The sequence below is a fragment of the Ruegeria arenilitoris genome (assembly GCF_013031355.1).
Lineage (GTDB): Bacteria > Pseudomonadota > Alphaproteobacteria > Rhodobacterales > Rhodobacteraceae > Ruegeria > Ruegeria arenilitoris_C.
The window spans coordinates 705,128-725,693 of sequence record NZ_WPZO01000001.1 but is presented as its reverse complement, the minus strand read 5'-3'; the positions used below and the strand labels follow the sequence as shown (position 1 = coordinate 725,693).

At 60.6% G+C, this 20,566-nt stretch carries 18 protein-coding genes; 7 read left to right on the top strand and 11 right to left on the bottom strand.

Annotated features, from left to right (window positions below):
• The first annotated feature begins 21 nt into the window (after nt 1–21).
• Nucleotides 22–546 carry a component of SufBCD complex gene (locus GOX63_RS03560; RefSeq protein WP_170325120.1) on the top strand — a complete coding sequence of 175 codons (525 nt, stop codon included), beginning with the start codon at nt 22–24 and terminating at the stop codon, nt 544–546.
• A gap of 21 nt (nt 547–567) precedes the next feature.
• Entirely contained in the window at nt 568–4,023 is a 3,456-nt protein-coding gene (mfd, locus tag GOX63_RS03555; protein WP_170544788.1) for a transcription-repair coupling factor, read from the top strand.
• On the opposite strand, the gene GOX63_RS03550 is transcribed toward mfd, so the two are convergent.
• The 5 genes from GOX63_RS03550 to GOX63_RS03530 all read right to left on the bottom strand — a co-directional run bounded on the left by GOX63_RS03550 (nt 4,020) and on the right by GOX63_RS03530 (nt 9,870).
• Nucleotides 4,020–4,694 carry an SH3 domain-containing protein gene (locus tag GOX63_RS03550; protein WP_170325118.1) on the bottom strand — a complete coding sequence of 225 codons (675 nt, stop codon included), beginning with the start codon at nt 4,692–4,694 and terminating at the stop codon, nt 4,020–4,022. The two genes, mfd and GOX63_RS03550, sit on opposite strands and share 4 nt — an antisense overlap.
• A complete protein-coding gene (locus tag GOX63_RS03545) occupies nt 4,691–6,355 on the bottom strand; it encodes a tetratricopeptide repeat protein (protein WP_170325117.1) in 1,665 nt (554 codons plus the stop codon). The genes GOX63_RS03550 and GOX63_RS03545 overlap by 4 nt, the downstream gene beginning before the upstream one ends.
• 57 nt (nt 6,356–6,412) lie before the next feature.
• A complete protein-coding gene (locus GOX63_RS03540) occupies nt 6,413–7,621 on the bottom strand; it encodes a multidrug effflux MFS transporter (RefSeq protein ID WP_170325116.1) in 1,209 nt (402 codons plus the stop codon).
• Between the two features lie 75 nt (nt 7,622–7,696).
• Entirely contained in the window at nt 7,697–8,356 is a 660-nt protein-coding gene (locus GOX63_RS03535; protein ID WP_170325115.1) for a DsbA family oxidoreductase, read from the bottom strand.
• Nucleotides 8,353–9,870, bottom strand: a complete 1,518-nt coding sequence (locus tag GOX63_RS03530) for a class I adenylate-forming enzyme family protein (protein WP_170325114.1) — start codon at nt 9,868–9,870, stop codon at nt 8,353–8,355. The genes GOX63_RS03535 and GOX63_RS03530 overlap by 4 nt, the downstream gene beginning before the upstream one ends.
• Nucleotides 9,871–9,935: 65 nt before the next feature.
• Between GOX63_RS03530 and GOX63_RS03525 the strand changes: the two genes are divergently transcribed.
• Nucleotides 9,936–10,559: a helix-turn-helix domain-containing protein gene (locus GOX63_RS03525; RefSeq protein ID WP_170325113.1), complete on the top strand. Its 624-nt coding sequence runs from the start codon at nt 9,936–9,938 to the stop codon at nt 10,557–10,559.
• Here GOX63_RS03525 and GOX63_RS03520 read toward each other — a convergent pair.
• Entirely contained in the window at nt 10,548–10,784 is a 237-nt protein-coding gene (locus tag GOX63_RS03520; RefSeq protein ID WP_170325112.1) for a hypothetical protein, read from the bottom strand. The two genes, GOX63_RS03525 and GOX63_RS03520, sit on opposite strands and share 12 nt — an antisense overlap.
• Nucleotides 10,785–11,326: 542 nt before the next feature.
• The gene (locus GOX63_RS03515; protein WP_170325111.1) at nt 11,327–13,141 is read right to left on the bottom strand and encodes an extracellular solute-binding protein; all 1,815 of its coding nucleotides are present in this window, start codon (nt 13,139–13,141) and stop codon (nt 11,327–11,329) included.
• 294 nt (nt 13,142–13,435) lie between these two features.
• Here GOX63_RS03515 and GOX63_RS03510 point away from each other — a divergent pair, with 294 nt between their 5' ends.
• Both GOX63_RS03510 and GOX63_RS03505 read left to right on the top strand, forming a co-directional pair.
• Entirely contained in the window at nt 13,436–14,209 is a 774-nt protein-coding gene (locus GOX63_RS03510; protein ID WP_170325110.1) for a 3-hydroxybutyrate dehydrogenase, read from the top strand.
• 15 nt (nt 14,210–14,224) lie between these two features.
• On the top strand, nt 14,225–15,250 hold the full coding sequence (locus tag GOX63_RS03505) for a patatin-like phospholipase family protein (RefSeq protein WP_170325109.1): 1,026 nt from the start codon (nt 14,225–14,227) through the stop codon (nt 15,248–15,250).
• Here the strand turns inward: GOX63_RS03505 and GOX63_RS03500 are convergent, their stop codons facing one another.
• The 4 genes from GOX63_RS03500 to GOX63_RS03485 all read right to left on the bottom strand — a co-directional run bounded on the left by GOX63_RS03500 (nt 15,251) and on the right by GOX63_RS03485 (nt 18,460).
• Nucleotides 15,251–15,928, bottom strand: a complete 678-nt coding sequence (locus GOX63_RS03500; RefSeq protein ID WP_170325108.1) for a DUF502 domain-containing protein — start codon at nt 15,926–15,928, stop codon at nt 15,251–15,253.
• 76 nt (nt 15,929–16,004) lie between these two features.
• Nucleotides 16,005–16,907 (bottom strand): pseudouridine-5'-phosphate glycosidase, encoded by a 903-nt coding sequence (locus GOX63_RS03495; protein WP_170325107.1) that lies wholly within the window; start codon nt 16,905–16,907, stop codon nt 16,005–16,007.
• On the bottom strand, nt 16,904–17,797 hold the full coding sequence (locus GOX63_RS03490) for a PfkB family carbohydrate kinase (protein ID WP_170325106.1): 894 nt from the start codon (nt 17,795–17,797) through the stop codon (nt 16,904–16,906). The genes GOX63_RS03495 and GOX63_RS03490 overlap by 4 nt, the downstream gene beginning before the upstream one ends.
• Nucleotides 17,798–17,842: 45 nt before the next feature.
• Nucleotides 17,843–18,460, bottom strand: coding sequence for a thiamine phosphate synthase (locus GOX63_RS03485; RefSeq protein WP_170325105.1), 618 nt, complete (start codon nt 18,458–18,460; stop codon nt 17,843–17,845).
• A 154-nt stretch (nt 18,461–18,614) separates the two neighbouring features.
• Here GOX63_RS03485 and GOX63_RS03480 point away from each other — a divergent pair, with 154 nt between their 5' ends.
• A complete protein-coding gene (locus GOX63_RS03480; protein ID WP_170325104.1) occupies nt 18,615–19,358 on the top strand; it encodes an RNA methyltransferase in 744 nt (247 codons plus the stop codon).
• A gap of 60 nt (nt 19,359–19,418) precedes the next feature.
• The gene (gene ctaA / locus GOX63_RS03475; RefSeq protein ID WP_170325103.1) at nt 19,419–20,564 is read left to right on the top strand and encodes a heme A synthase; all 1,146 of its coding nucleotides are present in this window, start codon (nt 19,419–19,421) and stop codon (nt 20,562–20,564) included.
• Nucleotides 20,565–20,566: the final 2 nt, after the last annotated feature.

The following is a 20,566-nucleotide window of genomic DNA, read 5'->3' as shown; positions in this document are numbered from 1 at the left end:
CTGGGAACAAAGGGCTGACGCTTGGACTTATACTCTTCGCTTTTCGAAATCATCGACATGCGCAGCTTTTCGAATCTGTGGTATTGGATCGTTCTGGCTGTGCTGTGGTCAACGGTTAGCCACTGGGCGATGGGTGTCCCGTTCGATCTGCTGGTACGCGCCCGCCGAGTCGGAGGGCAGACCGAGCAGGATCTGCTGGATATCGTCCGGATCAACGGTAACCGCATCCTGTTCATCGTCGACAAATCCGGATTGATCATTCTGGGGCTGAGCTGCTTCTTCTTCACCGGACTGGCGATGCTTGGCTTTTACTATGGGGTCGAGTTTGCTCAGGCCGTATTTTTGCTGCTGTTTCCGATGTGTCTGGTGACGCTCATCAACATCAGGGCCGCGCATAAACTGCGGCGCGGTGACGGATCGCTGGAGTTCGTCGGCAAGGTTTTGACACGCTGCCGAGTTTACACGCAGATTATTGGTATGATTTCGATTTTGATTACGTCGCTTTGGGGTATGTATCAGAACTTCTCGATTGGGGTTCTGGGGTAGAAAATTCGGAAAGGCTAGGCGATGACGGCTCCGAACCACGTAACTGTTGGCGGCGCCCCCGAGGGGTTTGACGCGCAGCTTGTCCTGAACGAGATCGCGCGTTCCGGCGGGCCGGTTTGTCACGTTGCCCGCGACGACAAGCGGATGGAGGCGATGCGGGCCGCACTGGCCTTCTTTGCGCCAGACATGCCGGTTTTTGTTTTCCCAGGCTGGGATTGTCTGCCCTATGACCGGGTCTCGCCCAATGCAGATATTGCAGCGGCCCGCGTCGCGACGCTGGCGGCGCTGGTGCATCAGATGCCGGACCGGTTCGTGCTGCTGACCACTCTGAACGCCGCGACTCAGCGGGTACCCGCGCGGGACGTTCTGCGAGAGGCCGCGTTCACCGCGCGCGTCGATCACCGCGTTGATGAAACCGCGCTGCGGAACTTTCTGGTGCGGATGGGGTTCACGCAAAGCCCGACGGTGATGGAACCCGGCGATTATGCCATCCGGGGCGGGATCATCGACATTTTTCCGCCCGGTGAGTCCGGCCCCGTGCGTCTGGACCTGTTTGGCGACGTTCTGGACGGCGCGCGCCGGTTCGATCCGGTCTCGCAACGCACGACCGAGAAGTTGGACGTGGTGGAACTCGCCCCGGTTTCCGAGGTTATTCTGGACGATGCCGCCATAACCCGTTTCCGCCAGAACTATCGCATCGAGTTCGGCGCGGCGGGTACTGATGATCCGCTGTACGAGGCCGTCAGTGCAGGCCGGAAACATCAGGGGATCGAACACTGGCTGCCATTCTTTCATGAGAAACTGGAAACCCTGTTCGACTACCTGCCGGATGCGACCATTACCGTGGACGATCAGGTCACGCCAGCGCGGCTTGCGCGCTGGGATACGATTGCCGATCAGTATGAAACCCGGCGGCTGGCGCTGGAGAACCGCTCGCGCATGGACACGGTGTATAAGCCCACGCCGCCCGGTCTGCTCTATCTGGACGATGCCGCCTGGGACCAGGCGGTGGGCGATCGGCGGGTGCTGCAGTTCAGCCCTCTGCCACAGGCCAGCGGCCCGGGCGTGATTGATGCGGGCGGTCGGATCGGGCGCAGCTTTGCGCCGGAACGGCAGCAGGAAAGCATCAGTCTGTTTGGCGCGCTGGCCGGGCATATCACCGACAAGATGTCTAAGGGCCCGGTGCTGATTGCCTCCTATTCCGAAGGTGCGCGGGAACGCCTGACCGGGTTGATCGAAGACGAAGGTCTGGCCGAGGCCATCCCAGTCACCGACGGTACACGCGTTGGCAAGCGTGGGTTGCATCTGGCTGTTTGGGCGCTGGAGCATGGTTTCGAAACCCCCGGCCTGACGGTCATTGCCGAACAGGACGTGCTGGGCGACCGTCTGATCCGCCAACCCAAGAAACGCCGCAAGGCCGAGAATTTCCTGACTGAGACGCAATCCCTGTCTCCCGGTGATCTGGTGGTGCATGTGGATCACGGCATTGGCTGCTATATGGGGATGGAGGTCGTCACGGCTGCCGGTGCCGCCCACGAATGCCTGCTGTTGGAATATGCCGAACAGGCCAAGCTCTACCTGCCGGTCGAGAACATCGAGCTGCTGTCGAAATACGGTCATGACGAAGGATTGCTGGACCGTCTGGGCGGTGGTGCATGGCAGGCCAAGAAAGCCAAGCTGAAAGAGCGCATCCGCGAGATGGCGGATAAGCTGATCCGCATCGCCGCCGAGCGTGCTTTGCGCAAAGCTCCGGTCATGGACCCGCCGCCCCACGCGTGGGAGGAATTCAGCGCCCGTTTCCCATATCAGGAAACCGACGACCAGTTGCGTGCAATTTCCGAGGTGATGGAGGACATGCACTCCGGCGCGCCGATGGATCGTCTGATCTGCGGCGATGTGGGCTTTGGCAAAACCGAAGTAGCGATGCGCGCGGCCTTTGTCGCCGCTATGTCCGGGGTGCAGGTCGCGGTCGTCGCACCAACCACGCTGTTGGCCCGCCAACACGCGGCGTCGTTCAAGGACCGTTTCCGGGGCTTCCCGCTGGAGGTTCGGCAGCTGTCGCGCTTTGTCTCGACCAAAGAGGCACAGCAGACCCGCGACGGGTTGGCGCGCGGCACGGTGGATATCGTCATCGGCACCCATGCGCTGCTGGCCAAGGGCGTACGGTTCAACAACCTCGGCCTGCTGATCATCGACGAGGAGCAGCATTTCGGCGTCGGTCATAAAGAGCGGTTGAAACAACTGCGTTCGGATATCCACGTCCTGACCCTGACTGCCACCCCGATCCCGCGGACGCTGCAGCTGTCGCTGACCGGAGTACGCGACCTGTCGATCATTGGCACGCCGCCCATCGACCGACTGGCGATCCGCACCTATGTCAGCGAGTTCGACGCGGTCACGATCCGCGAGGCGCTGCTGCGCGAACACTATCGCGGGGGACAGAGTTTCTATGTGGTCCCGCGCATCTCGGACCTGCCCGAGATCGAGGAGTTTCTGAAAGAGCAACTGCCGGAACTGACCTATGTGGTGGCGCACGGGCAGATGGCTGCGGGCGAGCTCGACGACCGGATGAACGCCTTCTACGACGGAAAATATGACGTGCTGCTGGCCACGACGATTGTCGAAAGCGGGCTGGATATTCCTACAGCGAACACAATGGTTGTGCACCGGGCGGATATGTTCGGTCTTTCGCAGCTTTACCAAATCCGTGGTCGAGTGGGGCGCTCGAAGACGCGAGCCTATGCCTATCTGACCACCAAGCCGCGCCAGAAACTGACCGCAACAGCCGAGAAGCGCCTGCGCGTTCTGGGCTCGTTGGATACGCTAGGGGCCGGGTTCACACTGGCCTCGCAGGATTTGGACATCCGTGGTGCCGGTAATCTTCTGGGCGAAGAACAGTCGGGCCAGATGCGCGACGTGGGCTATGAGCTTTACCAGTCGATGCTGGAAGAGGCGATTGCCAAGATCAAAGCCGGTGAGATGGAGGGGCTGTCGGACGCCGATGACCAATGGGCGCCGCAGATCAATCTGGGCGTCCCAGTTCTTATCCCCGAAGATTACGTGCCCGATCTGGATGTGCGTCTGGGCCTCTATCGCCGCCTGTCCTCGCTTTCGACCAAGGTCGAACTGGAAGGCTTTGCCGCCGAGTTGATCGACCGTTTTGGTTCGTTGCCGAAAGAAGTGAACACCCTGATGCTGGTCGTCCGCATCAAGGCCATGTGCAAACGCGCGGGAATTGCAAAACTGGACGGCGGGCCGAAGGGGGCCACTATCCAGTTCCACAATGACAAGTTTGCATCGCCTCAGGGGCTGGTCGAATTCATCCAGAACCAGCGCGGGCTGGCCAAGGTCAAGGACAACAAGATCGTCGTGCGCCGCGATTGGAAGAAGGATAGCGACAAAATCAAAGGGGCCTTTGCCATCGCGCGTGATCTGGCGGAAAAGGTCGTGGCCGAGAAGAAAAAGGCCAAGGCCTAATCTCCGCTGACAAAGGTGCACAGCTGCCATTCGCCCGCGTCCGATTTCACGAACGCGGCGCGGTGGCCTGTCATGGGCCACAGGTAATCGCTGTGCATGTAACCTTGCGTTCCGTCGGTCAGCAGCACCTTTTGATAGGCAGCGCCGTCCTGAAATTCGCGGATGATTGCGATCTCGTGGCTGATAAGGCCCAGGGTCGGCGCGTTGCGATCACCCGACTGCCGCAGTGCCACGTCTGATCCAGTGACATAGTAAGCCATGAACGGGTCCAGCGTGGCAGGCAGGGTGATCTGCCACTGGTGCGGCATCCAGAATTCGCCCTCATCATCGAAATAACCGGCTTGGGAGAGGGTGCTTTCTAGGTCGGACCAATACGCCTCACGCAGGGTGTCCGCGTCTTTGCGGTACTCCTCTGACAGGGTTTCCGGGTCTAGGATTAGATTGGCGTGCAACTCTTCCGGGCCGCCGTTTCCGCCGTGGCTCAGGTAGATGTCCGGGCAGGCCACGGCGACCACTGCCTCGGTATCCCGCGCGGCTACCTTGGCCAAAAGTGCATCGCGAAAGGCCACCAGCGAAGGGTCCTGCGCGGCCTGATCGACCGGAGGAAAGGACTGCCGATCCGCAAGTGCGGGCCCGCAGAGCAGGGCGGCCAACAACAGGATGTATCTCATTCGGCAGCCCTCATTGCAGCTTGTGCGCAGAAGCACGAGGCCCCGACGGCGCGATCAGCCCGGGCCAGCGCCAGATCGAGCCGTTGTTTGATCTGCACGATCTCAACGGTTTCACCACGCGCTTTCAGGCAGTCATGCAGACCCTTGAGGCTCCAGACATTGTCCGGATGGATCGAGGCGCGGCTGAGCGTGCCGCCCAGCCCCAGATCCTCGCGATAGACCGCTTCGGCCTCTTCCGCGTGCCCCTGCTCGAACAGCAACGCCCCCAGCGCGTGGCGAGTGGGCTGCATCCAGCCCCACGGCTCGTCATAGGGCAGCGTGTCATCCAGCTCGACCGAGCGGCGCAGATGGGCATAGGCGATCTCATAGTTGCCTTTGCGGTATTCGATTTCACCACGCAGCATTTCCCGGGCGACTTCTAGCAGATCGACAACCCGGTTGTTGTGCAGCAGACGGGTCTCGGGGACGCAGGCCTTAGCGGAGAGGAAGAGTTGCTCCTCGGACTCTGCCTCGGCGACCTGGTCGGTGGCGGCATGGGCGATGGCACGGGCATAATGGGTGGTCGCGGTCAGCGTGCGATAGAGGTCGGGATCCGAGGGCAGCTCCAACGCCTTGGCCTCTTCCCACCGGCCAAAGCGGATCAGGATATGCGGACCCATCGACATGTAACTTTCGAAATAATCCGCCATCGGAGGGCTTTCGATGCGCAGCATGTCTTCGGGCGTGGTGTCCCACATCCCCTGATTGGCGCGCAGGGCCGGTTCCATCTGGCCCAGAAACAGCGCGCCATAGATGACAAAGTGATAATCGTGCTGGCGATAGCCGGTATAGATGTTGAACGCGCCTTCACGCTCGTAATATTTCACATCGGCCTCGATGGCCTTTTCGTTCCAGTAAACGACGTTGTGATAGTGCCCGCACAGCACGTCGATATGGGTGGGCATATGAACCAGATGGCCTGCGTCAGGCACCAGTGTGCGCAACACATCGCCGGCCTTGAGCGCCTTTTCGGGGGTCGGCGACATCTCCATCAGATGCACATAGAGGTGCAGCAGACCCGGATGAGACATGGCAGCGGGATCGTTGGCCATCCCGTCTTCCAACGCCTTCTGCGCCTCAAGCGTTGCGGCTCCTTCGGAGGGTTGGCCGGTGCTCAGGTCCCACATCTGCCAAGGGGTCAGGTTCAGCAACGCCTCGACATAGATGGTGCGCAGGTCCAGGTGATCGGGTTGCTCGGCAAAGGCGGCGCGCATGGCATCGGCGAAATCGTGATCCCAGTTGTGCATATCCTCAATCGGGTCACGCTGTGGATATCGGGCGGGCAGGGCGCGGATTAGGGCCTGTTCGACCGGAGTGCAACTGTCCAGCAAAGCCAACGCCTGTTGCGCGGCATCATAGGCCTGCGCCAGCGCCTTTTGCTGGCCGTTGGCATCGCGCAAATCCCACGGCAGGTTGTAGTTCGGACCGGCCGCATAGGCGATGCCCCAAAAGGCCATGGCGCAACCCGGGTCGTGGTCAGCCGCGCGTTGAAAACAGACAACGGCTTCTTCGTGGTTATAGCCGTAGGTCCAGATCAAGCCCCGATCGAACCAGAGCTGCGCCTCGGGCGAGGATGTGCTGACCGGACAGGAATAAGAACCTAGATCGTAATCGTAAAGCATTGAAAACCTCCCCACGGATCAAGGGAAGGTTAGCGGGATTCGCATTGCCTGCACAGGTCAGGCGGGCAGTCTGTCTTCGATCCGGCCCATATGCAGCATCAGGCCAAAGCCGGTCACGCTCATGACCAGAATACCGGTGGTCAGCGGCGTCAGCGAGCCGTCGAACAACAACCCGATGGGGGCTGCGATGGCCGCGGCCAGAACGGTCGAAACCGCACCGATGACCGAGGCTGCCATGCCGGCGATATGGCCCATCGGCTCCATCGCGATCGCGTTCAGGTTGCCCATCGTCATGCCAGCCATGAAAAAGATCGAAGTTTGCCAGAACACGAACACCGCAAAGGACAGGTTCGGCGACAGGGGCATCGCGTTCAGGCTGATGACGCCCATGGTGATGACGATCTGCGCGCCCAATGCCCAGGTCACCAGCCGCCGCATTCCCACGCGGATCACCAGCGCCGCGTTCAGCAGGCTGGCGGACCCTGACATCAGGGCCACGAAACCGAACCAGAATGGAAAGCTGTCAGCGCTGTCGTGAATTACGTCATAAACCGGCTGCACCATGGTCAGCGTGGTGAACAACATACCCAGACAGAGGGTCTGCACAAAAATCGAAACCCGCACGGTGGGATGCGCAAACATCTCGCGCGCCGAAGAGGCCATCAGGGGTAGGCGCAACGGCCTGCGGTTCTCGGGCTTCAGCGATTCCGGCAGGCGCAGGCCCATCCAGACCACGGTGATCAATGAGAACAGCATGAACGACACAAAGATGCCGCGCCAGCCTGTCAGGGCGATCATACCGGCCCCCAGCATGGGGGCCACCGCAGGCACCAGTGTAAAGATCATCATGGCGATGGATACGATCCGCGCCATTTCGCGGCCCGAGTAAAGGTCCCGGATGATCGCCATGGCCACAACGCGTGGCGCGGCACAGCCGACGCCCTGCGCGACCCGCGCAATCAGAAGCAGCTCCAGCGAAGAACTGGCCCAGGCGATGGCAGCGGACACGATGTACAAAGCCGAGCCGACATAGATCACTGGCTTGCGTCCAAACGCGTCGGACAGAGGCCCCATGAAGAACGTACCAACCCCCATACCCAGTACGAAAGAGGTTAGGATCAGCTGCGCCCGGTTGATGTCATCGGGGCTGAGCTGTTCACCGATCTCGGGCAGGGCGGGCAGCATCGAGTCGATGGAAAACGCAATCGTCGCAAACATCATTGCGACAAGTGCGATGAACTCACCTTTTGACATGCGATTGGTCATTGCGCCCTCCTGACCTGATCGCGCTATCACGACATGTCAGGCGGCGCTAGGCATCAATGCGCACAGACCCCTGTGCTAATTTGCAGGGGAGGCCTCAAGTTGAGACATGATCTCGCCGATCACTTTCTCCCACATTTCAGGCGGTTGCGCGCCGGGAACAGCGTGTTGATTTGCGACAATGAAGGTTGGCACCGAATTGACGCCCATCTGACGCGAATGGCTGTCGCGATTGCGAATATCTTCACGATCCGCGTCCGATTTCAGAAGTTTCAGCACAACGGCCGCGTCCATGCCGACAGCGTCGGCGATGTCGGCCAGAACCTCGTGGTCGCCGATATCGCGGGCCTGCACGAAATAGGCGTCGAACAGGGCGTCCACGACCTCGTTCTGCTTGCCCTCGATCCCGGCCCAGTGGATCAGGCGGTGAGCGTCCAGCGTGTTGGGGGTGCGTTTCATGCCTTCGAAATCGATGTTCAACCCGGCTTTCTCGGCGTGTTCAACCACGGGGGCATAGGCCTGTACGGCACCGTCCTTGCCGCCGAATTTACGCTCCAGATATTCGCGCCGATCCATACCTTCGTCCGGCATGTCGGGGTTCAGCTGAAACGGGTGCCATTCGATCACCATCGGATGATCCGGAAGCGCGGCCAGCGCCTTGTCCAGATGGGTCTTGCCGATATAGCACCATGGGCAGATCGGGTCGGACATGATGTCGAGTTTGACGGTCTGAGTCATGGTGTGGTCGCCTTGAAATAGGCCGGCAGCGCCCGGCGCAGGAGTTTGCCGTTCCCGCCGGTCGGCAGTTCAGGCAGGTGAATGAACGCGCGCGGTTGTTTGTACCGCGCCAGATTTGCCTCCACATAGGTTTGGAGGGCGCCGTCGTCCAGCTTTTCCGGCCCGGTGTAGAAGGCAGCTATCACAAATGTGTCCTGTTTGACCTCAACCGCCGCCGCGCCGACCTGCGTGATGCCGGGAAATTTGGACAAGGTGGCCTCGACCTCGACCGGTGAGACGCGATAGCCGCCCGCATTCATCATGTCATCGTCGCGACCCAGATAGGTGATCTGCCCGTCAACGGCCATCGCACCCTGGTCGCCGGTCAGAAACCAATCGCCCTGCATCCGCGCCTCGGCCTCGTGCGGGGCGTTCAGGTAGGTCAGCATCAGGCCGGGGTCCGAGCGGTGAATGGCGATGGTGCCCTCTTGCCCCTGCGGCACGGGGCCATCCGGCCCAAGGATCGCGATCCGGCGGCCTGGTTGCGGCTGTCCCAGCGACTCGCCCCGCGCCGGATGGGCCGGGCTGGATGAGATGAAGGTCGAGCATTCGGACATGCCGTAGGCTTCGTAGAGTTCGGTTTCCGTCACCTCGGCCCATTGCGCATGCAGGTGCCGCGACAGTTTTTCGCCCGCGCAGAGGCCATGACGGAGCGTGGGCAGGTGCATGTCCTCCGACGTTTTCAGCAGTTTACGAAACACGCCGGGAGCCGCCGCAAAGATTGTCGCGCGGTGTTGCCGCAGCAACGCAGGCAGGGCGTTCGGATCGGTTCCCGGTTCAGGGATCAGGGCGGTCGCACCAATTGTCCACGGGTCCATCAACCCGGTGCCCAGCGTATAGGTCCAGTTGAACGCGCCTGCATGACACAGGCGATCCGTATCCCGCAGCCCGTACCAGCCATCCACCATCATCTGACGCGCCCAGATCGCGCGATGCGCATGGGCCACCGCGCGCGGCTTGCCGGACGTGCCCGAGGTATAGACGACATAGGCCAGCCGCTCGGGGTCGCCCATCTGAAACTCGGCTGGAGGCAGGGTGCGCATTTCGGTCAGCTCGGACACCGTGATCTGCAGTGGGTGCGGTGCGCAGGCGACGGCCGGATCCCGTAGAATGGCGGCCGGTTGCAGATCCGCAATCATGCGTTCGGTTTCCGGTTCGGTCAGTTGTGAGGATGTCGGGACAGGTACGATCCCCGCAGCAATCGCTCCAAGATAGGCAATGGGGAAATCAACTGTGTTCCCCAACCGCATCAGCGCAATGTCGCCCGGTTTCAGCCCTGCGCTCAGCAGACCTGTGGCGGTGCCCATGATGGCGGATTTGAGCGCACGATAGGTCCAGTCCTCAGCGCCATCGGCCCGCAGAACCGACAATGCGGTTTTCTCCGGATTATCATCCGTTCTGCGCAGCACATGAGCGGCCAGATTAAAGGGCGCAGGGCAGGCCGGAGGTGGCCCCTGATCAAAAACAGACAGCATGGCAACTGGCTACCTTGGTGCTTGGCGCGTTGCAAGCGGGACGGGCTGGGCCTATAGAGTTGCTCATGAGCACCAATGAACAGCCTTCTCTGATCCGCATCGCGCGGGACTCGGGCAACCATACCGAGCTTGAACCGCTTGATCTGGGCGCGCGCGTACGCCAATTGCGCAAGGCGCGGAACTGGACGCTGGAACAGGCGGCCACGCAGGCGGGGCTTGCACGTTCGACCCTCAGCAAGATTGAGAACGGGCAGATGTCGCCCACCTATGACGCGCTGAAAAAGCTGGCGATCGGGTTGGAGATTTCAGTGCCGCAGCTGTTCACGCCTCCGCAACGCGATCAGGTGATTGGGCGCATGGCCGTGACGCGGATGGGGGAAGGGGCCGCGCATCCCACCGCGACGTATGAGCATGAGCTGCTGGCTGAAAACCTCACGAAAAAGCAGATGCTGCCCTATCGCGCCCGTGTGCGCGCGCGTTCAATGGATGAATTTGACGGCTGGGTGCGCCACGATGGCGAAGAATTCCTGTATGTGCTGACGGGGGTCGTCCAGCTTTATACCGAGTTCTACGAACCCGTCGAAATGCGTCGGGGGGACAGCGCTTATTACGACGGCAGCATGGGGCACAACGTGATTTCGGTCAGTGACGAGGATGCGATGATCCTCTGGGTCACGTCACTTGCTTAAAGACCGGCTGAACTCGCGGTTCAGGCCTTCGGTGAACAGAAAATCCTCAAGCTCTTCGTGTGCTTCATTCACGGTCAGGTGGTGGCGTTCGGCCAGATACGCTTCGAACCCTTTGCGGTCTTTGCTCAGCCGCACCTTGTCCTGATCGCGCAGGTTCGGAAAACGCCGTTTTGCGCGGGAATACATAGCGTCCCAGTCTTGCGTCAGGTCAGTCCAGTTCAACATTTGTCAGCTTTCCGTAATTCGGGTTTCACGGCTGCTCTGCCCCCATAATCAGGGTACGGACGGCATAGGGGTCCGCGCGAATGACAAAATGTCGCACCTTGTTTGGGGTTACGTGGCGTCAAAGAGGCCCGTCACGCTGATCGCGCGACGGGCCCACGGACCTGAGGTGTGAGTGAGTGGAGGCCGGTCCGCAAAACTCAGGTATGACGCGTCGAAAGATCAGCTATCTAACGAATTTATCAGTATTAATCTGATCAAACAGTGCGCCTAAATACAGATAGGCTATATCGTCGAGGGGCGATCCGTAAAGCCCCTTGTGGTTATTTTTCCGACTTTCGCTGGAAATGGGCATTTTCACTGTATGTAGCGGAGTTCAATTTATGTCTGCGCTATATGTGGTTGTGAAATGCGCGTGTGCCGAAATCCGCCGAAGGGTGCGACCATTTGGCAAGGCATTTCATTGCGTTTTTAACCAGCGGGTGTAAGACAGCTTCGTGTCGAAGGTCCTGAGGCGAATTGCGCCGGTGATCAGCCCAAAATGGTCACTCTTCGTACCACCAAACCTGCGGCAAATACTCCGGCCCATCACCGTAGATCGGCACGGTTTTGGGCTGCTTCAGTTCTTTGGCATGGGCAATGCGCCCGACGTCGAAATTCCAGATCGGAATGACATAGCGCCCGGCGGTCAGAACCCGGTCCAGCGCGCGGGTGGCGGCTACGAAGTCTTCGTGGCTTTCCGAGGCCAGCATCGAATCGATCAGCCCGTCCACAGCCGGTGAGGCAACCCCCATGAGGTTGCGCGTGCCCGGTGTGTCGGCATTTTCGCCGCCCCAGTACAGGCGCTGCTCATTGCCCGGCGACAGGGACAGAGCACGGCGGAAGAAGGTCATGTCGAAATCCTGTTCAGCTGTGCGACCAGTGAATTGGGCGCTGTCTACTTGTTCGACGGTGACCTGAATGCCCAATCGTTCCAGCGCTCGGGTATAGATCTCAATCGCCGTCTGGCTTTCGGTGTCCCCCTGTTGCAGCAGGACGGTGATCGAGAAGTCTTCGCCGTTCTGATTGCGAAGGACACCGTCCTGAACAGTCCAGCCTGCCTCGGACAGCAGTTTATTGGCCTTGCGGATATTGGTGCGGTTACGGGCCGAGCCGTCGCCGACGGGCAACGCGTAGCCCTCCAGTGCACCTGGTGGCAGGTCGGCGGCATAGGGCTGCAGCAACTCGGCAACGCGGCCAGTGGCGGGCCCGGGCTGCATACCCAGATCCGAGCCCGAGAAATAAGAGGTGATCCTGGGCTGTGCACCGCCGGTGATCGTGTCGTTGATGTATTCGAAGTTGAACGCCAGCAGCAGCGCCTCACGCACGCGCCAGTCGTCGAAGGGGGCTTTGCGCGTGTTCATCACGAACCCGGTCATGCCCGAAGGTTTGCCGTGCGGGATCTCGGTCTTGACGACATCGCCGCGTTGCACGGCAGGGAAGCTGTACTGAGTATCCCATTTGTCGGCGTTGAATTCGCGCACAGCGGTCAGTTCGCCAGCCTTGAACGCCTCGAACAGGACAGTGCCGTCGCCGTAGAATTCGATCCGCATCTCATCGAGGTTCATGGTGCCGCGACGAAACGGGATATCGGCACCCCAGTAGTCGGGGTTCCGTCGCAGGGTCACATAGCGTCCAGCCTCGTAATTATCGACCACATAAGGCCCCGATCCGAGGGGAACGTCGTGCAGTGACGCGTCGGCGAAATCTTTCCCTTCCCACTGTGCTTTTTGCAGGATCGGGCGGAGGCCGGCGATCAGCGCTAGCTCCCGGTCCGGTTCGTTGAAGGTAATCCGCACCGTGCGTGGGCCGGTCTGTTCTATGCTGTCGATCTTGCCCCACAGCCCGCGATAGCGAAGGTGCCCTTCGGTGCCCAGCGTCTGATACGACCAGATGACGTCGTCCACGGTGACCGGGCTGCCATCCGAAAACCGGGCGTTTTCGCGCAGGGTGAATTCGACCCAGGACCGGTCCGGCGCAGTCTCAACTGATTCGGCTAACAACCCGTAAAGAGTGAAAGGTTCGTCCCAGGACCGCCCCATCAGGCTTTCGTGCGTCCAGAAGCGCAGCTGCCAGGGCGCGGTGCCTTTCTGCACGAAGGGGTTCAGGCTGTTAAAGCCGCCGGTATTTCCGAAAACAACTTTGCCGCCTTTCGGTGCCTCTGGGTTGGCGTAGGGCAGAGACACAAAATCCGGTGGTAGGGCAGGGTCTCCGTACATAGCTATGCCATGAGCCGATTCTGCATGGGCAATTGTGGCGGCAAAAACAGTTGCGATTCCCGCAATCACTGGACGAACGGGGCGTAGAAAATCGGGGCGCATTTTGGAAACAATCCTGCTCTGGCCTTATTTTGTTGGGATTCACCGTACCGATGATTTTTCTTATTTTCAAACTTTTAGCTTGGACGAAGGCGGAGAATTGCGTATAAAGGATGCACTGCTCGATAGGTTTCTTGCCTGTATGAAACCTGCCTCAATAACTTAACGCCCGCTTCGTGCGGGCGTTTTTTTTTGGGCAATTTTCCCGGTGACTTCGGAACCCGGATGTTTCCCCGTTTTCTTTGCAGATGCAGCATGGCACTGTGCGCACAAAGCGGATTTTGAGGGAGAGAACCCATGAACCTTTCGGGAAAAACAGCGATCATCACGGGGTCGAATTCGGGGATCGGTTTGGGCGTCGCGCGCGAGCTTGCGAAAGCCGGCGCCGACGTGGTTCTGAACTCGTTCACCGACCGGGATGAAGATCACGCACTGGCTGCCGAGATTGCGCAAATGACCGGCACCAAGGCGCGCTACATCAAGGCGGACATGTCCGTTGGCGGTGAATGCCGTGCGCTGATCGAAAAGGCGGGGGCTTGCGACATCCTGGTGAACAACGCGGGCATTCAGCACGTCGCACCGATCGATCAATTCCCGGTCGACAAGTGGGACGCGATCATCGCGATCAACATGAACTCGGCCTATCACACCATGGCGGCGGCGCTACCGATGATGCGTGCGGCCGGTTGGGGGCGGATCGTGAATATCGCTTCGGCCCATGGATTGACGGCGTCGCCCTACAAGGCGGCGTATATCGCGGCCAAACATGGCGTCGTCGGGATGACCAAGACCGTGGCACTGGAAACCGCGCAAGAGCCGATCACCTGCAATGCGATCTGCCCGGGCTATGTTTTGACTCCGTTGGTCGAGGCGCAGATTCCGAACACGATGAAGGAATACAATATGAGCCGCGAGGACGTAGTGAAAAACGTCCTGCTGGAGCGTCAGCCCTCGAAAGAGTTTGCGACGGTTGAACAGCTGGGCGGCACCACGGTGTTCCTGTGCTCGGATGCAGCGGCGCAGATCACCGGGACAACGATTTCGGTGGATGGTGGCTGGACGGCCCTTTGATGTAGGAGGCCCAAGTTGAAACGGATCAATCTGGCCTTGCAAGGCGGTGGCGCGCATGGCGCGTTCACCTGGGGTGTTCTCGACCGGCTGTTGGATGAGGAAGATATCGAGGTTGCGGCGATCACCGGAACCTCGGCCGGGGCGCTGAACGGGGCGGCCTTCAAATCTGGTATGGTCCGGGATGGGCGCGACGGTGCGCGCGCCAATCTGAATGGGCTGTGGGAGCGGATGGGCGCGGTCGGTGACATGCGCCTTGCCAACTGGATGCAGGCCATCGAACCCGCGCAGATTGCGCAGGCGATGGAGTATTCCTTGCCGTTCTCGGTTGGCGATGCCTGGTCGCGGCTGGTGTCGCCCTATGCTTATGGTCCGTTTTACCGCAACCCGCTTGAGCCGGTGGTGGACCGGTTCAACTTCGATGAGATTTGCGCCGACGAAGGCCCGCGTTTGCATGTCTGTGCCACTTGTGTGCGCAGCGGCAAAATCCGGGTGTTCACCGGGGATGAGATCTCGACGGATGCCATTCTGGCATCGGCCTGTTTGCCGACGCTGTTTCAGGCGGTTGAGATTTTTGATCCCAAATCGGGCCGGACCGAGGCCTATTGGGATGGCGGCTATACCGGAAACCCGGCCCTTTACCCGCTGTTCAACAACGATCTGCCCGATGACGTGGTGATCGTGAACATCAACCCGCTGGAACGCGACGAGGTGCCGAAAACGCCTCAGCAAATTCAGAACCGGATCAACGAGATCAGCTTTAACTCATCCCTGTTCCGCGAGCTGCGCGCGATCAGTTTCGTTCAACGTCTGCTGACCGAAGGGAAGTTGAAGGCCGGAGAGATGAGCCGCGTTCTGGTCCACATGATCGCTGATGACGAGTTGATGAACGATCTGTCGGTGGCGACAAAGACAGTGCCGAACCCGGTAGTCCTGCATAAATTGAAAGTCGCCGGTCGCGCGGCGGCTCATCGGTTTATCAATGATCACAAGGGCGACCTGGGCGAACGCAGCACCGTCAACCTGCCCGAAATGTTCGGCTGATTATTCCGGCGGCTGCGTCGGGTCTTTTTCGTTCGGATAGACAAGCCCGGCGGAAATCACCAGCTTCGCGGCCTCTTCGATCGACATATCCAGCAGAATCACGTCCTCTTCGGGAAAGAACAGCAGAAATCCCGATGTTGGGTTGGGCGTGGTCGGGACGAAAATGCTCAGCAGGTCTCCACCGGTTTCCGCGCGATCGCTGACCTCACCCTTGGCGGTGGTCGAGACGAAGCCAATCGCCCAGATGCCGCGGCGGGGGTACTGGATCAGGCATGCTTTTTCGAACGACCGTTCGGTCTGCGCAAATACCGTTTCCGATATCTGCTTGATCCCGGAATAGACCGAACGGACCACAGGCATCCGGTCAACAAGGCTTTCCGCGAAATGGATCAGCGAACGACCGAGGATACCCTTGGCGATCCAGCCAACGAGGACGGTGAAGATCAGGAATATGACCACGCCAACGCCGCGCAGGTTGACGCCCACGTATTCTTCGGGCTGGAACTGCTGGGGGATCAGCGGCAAGACCGCGCTGTCGACCCATCCCACTACGGACCAGATCAGCCAGATGGTCAGCCATACAGGAGCAATGACGACAATGCCCGTCAGAAAAGACGCACGCAGCCGGGAAAACAAGCCCGGTCGGCGGTGTGGTTCTTCGTCAAAAGGCGTGTTCATTGCAGTCCTGAGTGGTTCGCCGGATTAGTTAAGCAGTCCGGGGCCTTGGTACAATAGGTTTATGTCACGCTGACCTTTAAACAAGCGCGCGCGCTATTCCCGCGGCCAGCTTCGCGTTGTTACGCACCAGCGCGATATTGGCGGTCAGCGAGCGCCCCTCGGTCTGTTCGTAAATACGCTGCAGCAGGTAGGGCGTGACGCCTTTGCCGGTGATCCGGTGTGTGTCAGCGTCAGCCTGGGCCGAAGCGATGATGGGGGCTAGCTCTTCGGCCGGGATCTGATCGGCGGCGGGGATCGGGTTGGCGATCAGCTGGCCTCCGGGCAGGCCAAGCGCGCGGCGGGTGGCGTGGGCCTTGGCGATGTCCTGGGCGCTGTCCATGCGCAGGGGTGCGGCGTAGGGCGATTTAGTCGACCAGAAGGCGGGAAATTCGTCCTGACCATGCGCGATAACGGGAACGCCCAGCGTTTCCAAAACTTCCAGCGTTTTGGCCAGATCAAGGATCGCTTTTGCACCTGCAGCCACAACCGTCACCGGTGTTTGTGCCAGTTCGTGCAGGTCAGCTGAGATGTCGAATGAGGTTTCAGCTCCCTGATGCACACCGCCGATACCGCCGGTGGCAAAAACCTCGATCCCGGCGAAATGCGCGGCGATCATGGTGGCGGCGACTGTTGTGGCTCCGGTGCCGCCGGTGGCGATGCAGGCGGCCATGTCCGCGCGCGAGAGCTTGGCCACGCCTTGCGCCTGACCCAGTGCCTGCAACTGATCGGATTCCAGACCGACATGCAGCTTACCGTCGATCACTGCGATCGTGGCCGGAACTGCGCCCGCATCGCGAATGTCCTGTTCGACTTGCGCCGCAACCTCAATGTTCTGAGGGTAGGGCATCCCGTGGGTGATAATGGTGCTTTCCAGCGCGACGATGGGTTGGCCTGCGTCTTTGGCGGCGCGGACCTCGGCGGAATAGTGGATGTCGATCACAGTGGGGTTTCTCCGGAAACGTAAGTTGCTGCGGCGTGCAGAGCGCGGGACAGGGCCTCGTCGCTTGAGGCACCGCCAGATTCGGACGCAATGTGCGCCGCCATAAAGGTGTCACCTGCACCGGTCACGCGGGTGACCAGAACGGACGGGGGTGTTTGGGTCAGAATTTCATCGGCGCTGCCGACGGTGGCCGAGTTACCGCCATCCGTGACCAGCACCCGCAGCGCGCCACGGTCCAGCAGACCTTTGGCAGCGGATTCGGAATCGGTGAATTCGCGCTGGCACAGGATGCCAGCCTCTTCGAGGTTCACGTAAAGCGTTGCGCGGGCGTGTTTCAGGAAGGGCAGCAGGCGCTCTGCCTTGCCGGGCGAGGCTGGAGCCACGCGCATATCCGCCCGTGCAAAGGCAGGGCTTTGTGCGATTTCTTCCAGCAGGGTCAGCGTCAGGTTGCCGTCAAGCGCGATGGGCCCCTCAAACGGCGCATTCTCATAGCCCAACGGCCCGTGCATCAGGGGGCGCAGGATTTTGGCCCCTGCAGCCTCAAGCGAATGGGCATCCGCAATCGCGGCGATCAGACCGTTGGCGCCTTCGACGGCCATATAGCGGTCGGTCGGCAAATCCTGAGAGCGGTAGATGTGCTCCGTGACCATGCCCAAACGGGCACAGGCATTCACCAACTCGTCGCCCTCGGGGTCGCGGCCAATGGCGGTCAGCAGGGTTGGGGTCATGCCGAACCGGACCAAAGTCATGGCGATATTCATGGCGACACCGCCGGGCAGGCGGGTAATCCGCCCCGGCACGTCGGAACCTTGCCGCATGGCGCTGGCCGAGCGCCCGATCACGTCCCAAAGGACCGAGCCGATACATAGGATTTCGCTGTTCTGAGTCATGACGAACTCATGCCGCAGCCCCGGGGTGGGCGCAAGGGTTAACGCTCACATCGCGTCAGTGAGGGTCTTCAGCGCGGCAACCGGGTCTTCTTGCGACCAGATTTCATCGCCAATTCCAAAGAAATCGGTATGAGGGGCCAGGTCGCGGATCAGGTCAGGGGTCAGACCACCTTCGGCAACGACCGGAACCTCGATCATCTCGGACCACCACTGGAACAGGTCTTTTTCCGCGATAGTGCCATCGCCCAGGGCCGACGCACCGACCGGGCCGAAGGCGACGTAATCCGCGCCCGATTCACCAGCGGTCATGCCATCATGGCTGGATGCGCCGCAGAAACTGCCGACGATGGCGTCGGCTCCCAGTTCCTTGCGTGCTGCCCGAACCGAACGGGCTGCGTCATCCAGATGCACCCCGTCCAGACCCAGACGTTGCGCCAACAGAACGTGGTTCGAGATCACGATGGCCACGTCCCGCGCATGAGCCACCTCGCGGCAGGCATCGGCTGCGCGCGCGATGGTGTCCTCGTCACTGCCCGCCAGCGCCAGCCGGATACATGCGATATCGGCACTGTCCAGCACCCGGCCAAGCTGGTCGGGGAACGTGCTCAGGGTAATCGTGGGCGGGGTGATCAGGTAAATCTGCGGCTGCTCGGGGGTGTCCATTGGCGCGTCCTTCGCTTTCAGTCTTTGGCGCGGTTTAGCGGATTGCGCCGGGGAAGCAAACTTTTATGGCATTCGGGGGGTAAATTGCCGCCTCAGCGCCTTGCCCTGTTGGGGTACGACCATTACAGCATCCCGAAGTTTTCCGGAGACAGCCATGCCCAGCGACAAATCTCAGCCCTCCTTTGTGCTTGTGCGCCCGCAGATGGGTGAAAACATCGGTGCCGCCGCGCGGGCGATGTGGAATTTCGGTCTGGACCGGATGCGGATCGTGGCCCCGCGTGACGGATGGCCGAACCCCAAGGCCGTGGCGATGTCCAGCGGCGCGGGGCGGCTGCTGGATGAGGCGCAGCTGTTCGACGATCTGGCCGGGGCACTGTCCGACAGTACCTTTGTTTTTGCCACCACGGCGCGGCAACGCGGGTTGACCAAACCGGTCTACAGCCCGGAACGCGCCATGCAGATCGCGGCTGAAAAGGTGGCGGCGGGTGAGAAGGTCTCGGTGCTGTTCGGACCCGAACGCGCAGGGTTGGAGAATGAGGATATCGCCAAGGCCAATGCAATCATCTCGGTGCCGGTGAACCCGGAATACGCCTCGCTGAACCTTGGGCAGTGCGTTTTGCTGACCGCCTATGAATGGATGCGCCAGACCGGGGATGTGGTGCATGAGGCCACCGATCTGGGCAAGGGCGACTGGGCCACGGGGATCGAGGTCGAAAAGCTCGTCGAACATTATGAAGACCGGCTGGACGAGGCCGGGTTCTTCTATCCTCCTGAAAAGGCCGAAGGCATGAAGACCAATCTGCGCAATCTGTGGTCGCGGATGCGGATGACGCGGGCGGATGTGCAGATGCTGCACGGGATCATGCGGCAGATGGTCCGCTGGAAGGACAAGGGCTGAGGCTGGACCTATCTCCACTCAGGCCCTAGCTTGCGACGAAAATCAGGACATGAGGACGGCATGAGCGGTAAGCGCAGCATCTTCGAAGAGGTCTCGGACACCGAGAAACAACAGGCGGTGCAGCCTGGCATGATCGACCGGGGCCGCGGCGGCGCACGCGGTGCGATCCGCGTCTGGCTGATGATCCTGTTTGCGCTGGTCGTTGTTATGATCGCTGTTGGAGGCCTCACACGCCTGACGGATAGTGGGTTGTCGATCACTGAATGGCGTCCGATCACAGGGGCCATCCCGCCTATGACCGAGGCCGACTGGCAGGCCGAATTCGACAAGTACAAAGAGATCGACCAATGGCGCATCCAGAACCAGTGGATGGAACTGAGTGATTTCCAATTCATCTACTGGTGGGAATGGGGCCACCGCCAACTGGGCCGCGTGATCGGTCTGGTCTGGGCGCTTGGGTTCTTCGGCTTCCTCGTCGCACGTAAAATCCCAACCGGGTGGACCGGCAAGCTGCTGATCCCTGGGGTTTTGGGCGGCATCCAAGGTGCTGTCGGCTGGTGGATGGTGGCCTCGGGCGTGACGCAGGGCGAGGGCATGATCGCCGTCGCCAGCTATCGCCTCGCGGTGCACCTGGGCCTGGCCTTCGTGATCCTTGGTTTCCTCGCCTGGTATATCTTTGAACTGGGTCGCGAAGAGCGTGACCTGATGCAGGCCCGCCGCGCGAAAGAGGTAAAATTGTTCTCGCTGTCGACCGGCCTGATGCACTTTGCGTTCCTGCAAATCTTGATCGGTGCGTTGGTCGCCGGGATCGACGCGGGTCGGTCTTACACCGACTGGCCGTTGATCGGCGGGCAGCTGTTGCCGCCTGACGCGGCGATGCTGGAACCGATGTGGCGCAACTTCTTTGAAAGTCCGGGTCTGGTGCAGTTCATCCACCGCTGTGCGGGGTACCTGCTATTTGTCTTCGCCATCATCGTCTGGCGACGCGGCAGCACCAGTGCGCACCCGCAGACGCGCTTTGCCTTCAACGCGGCTTTTGCGGCGTTGTCGCTGCAGGTGGTCATCGGTATCCTGACCGTGGTCTACGCTGCCCCGTGGCAGCTTGCCATCTTCCATCAGTTCATGGCCGTTGTTGTCTGGACCCTGATCCTGCGCGCGCGGTTCCTGACCGCTTACCCCATCGCCACTTCAATTCGCGGAGCCTGACC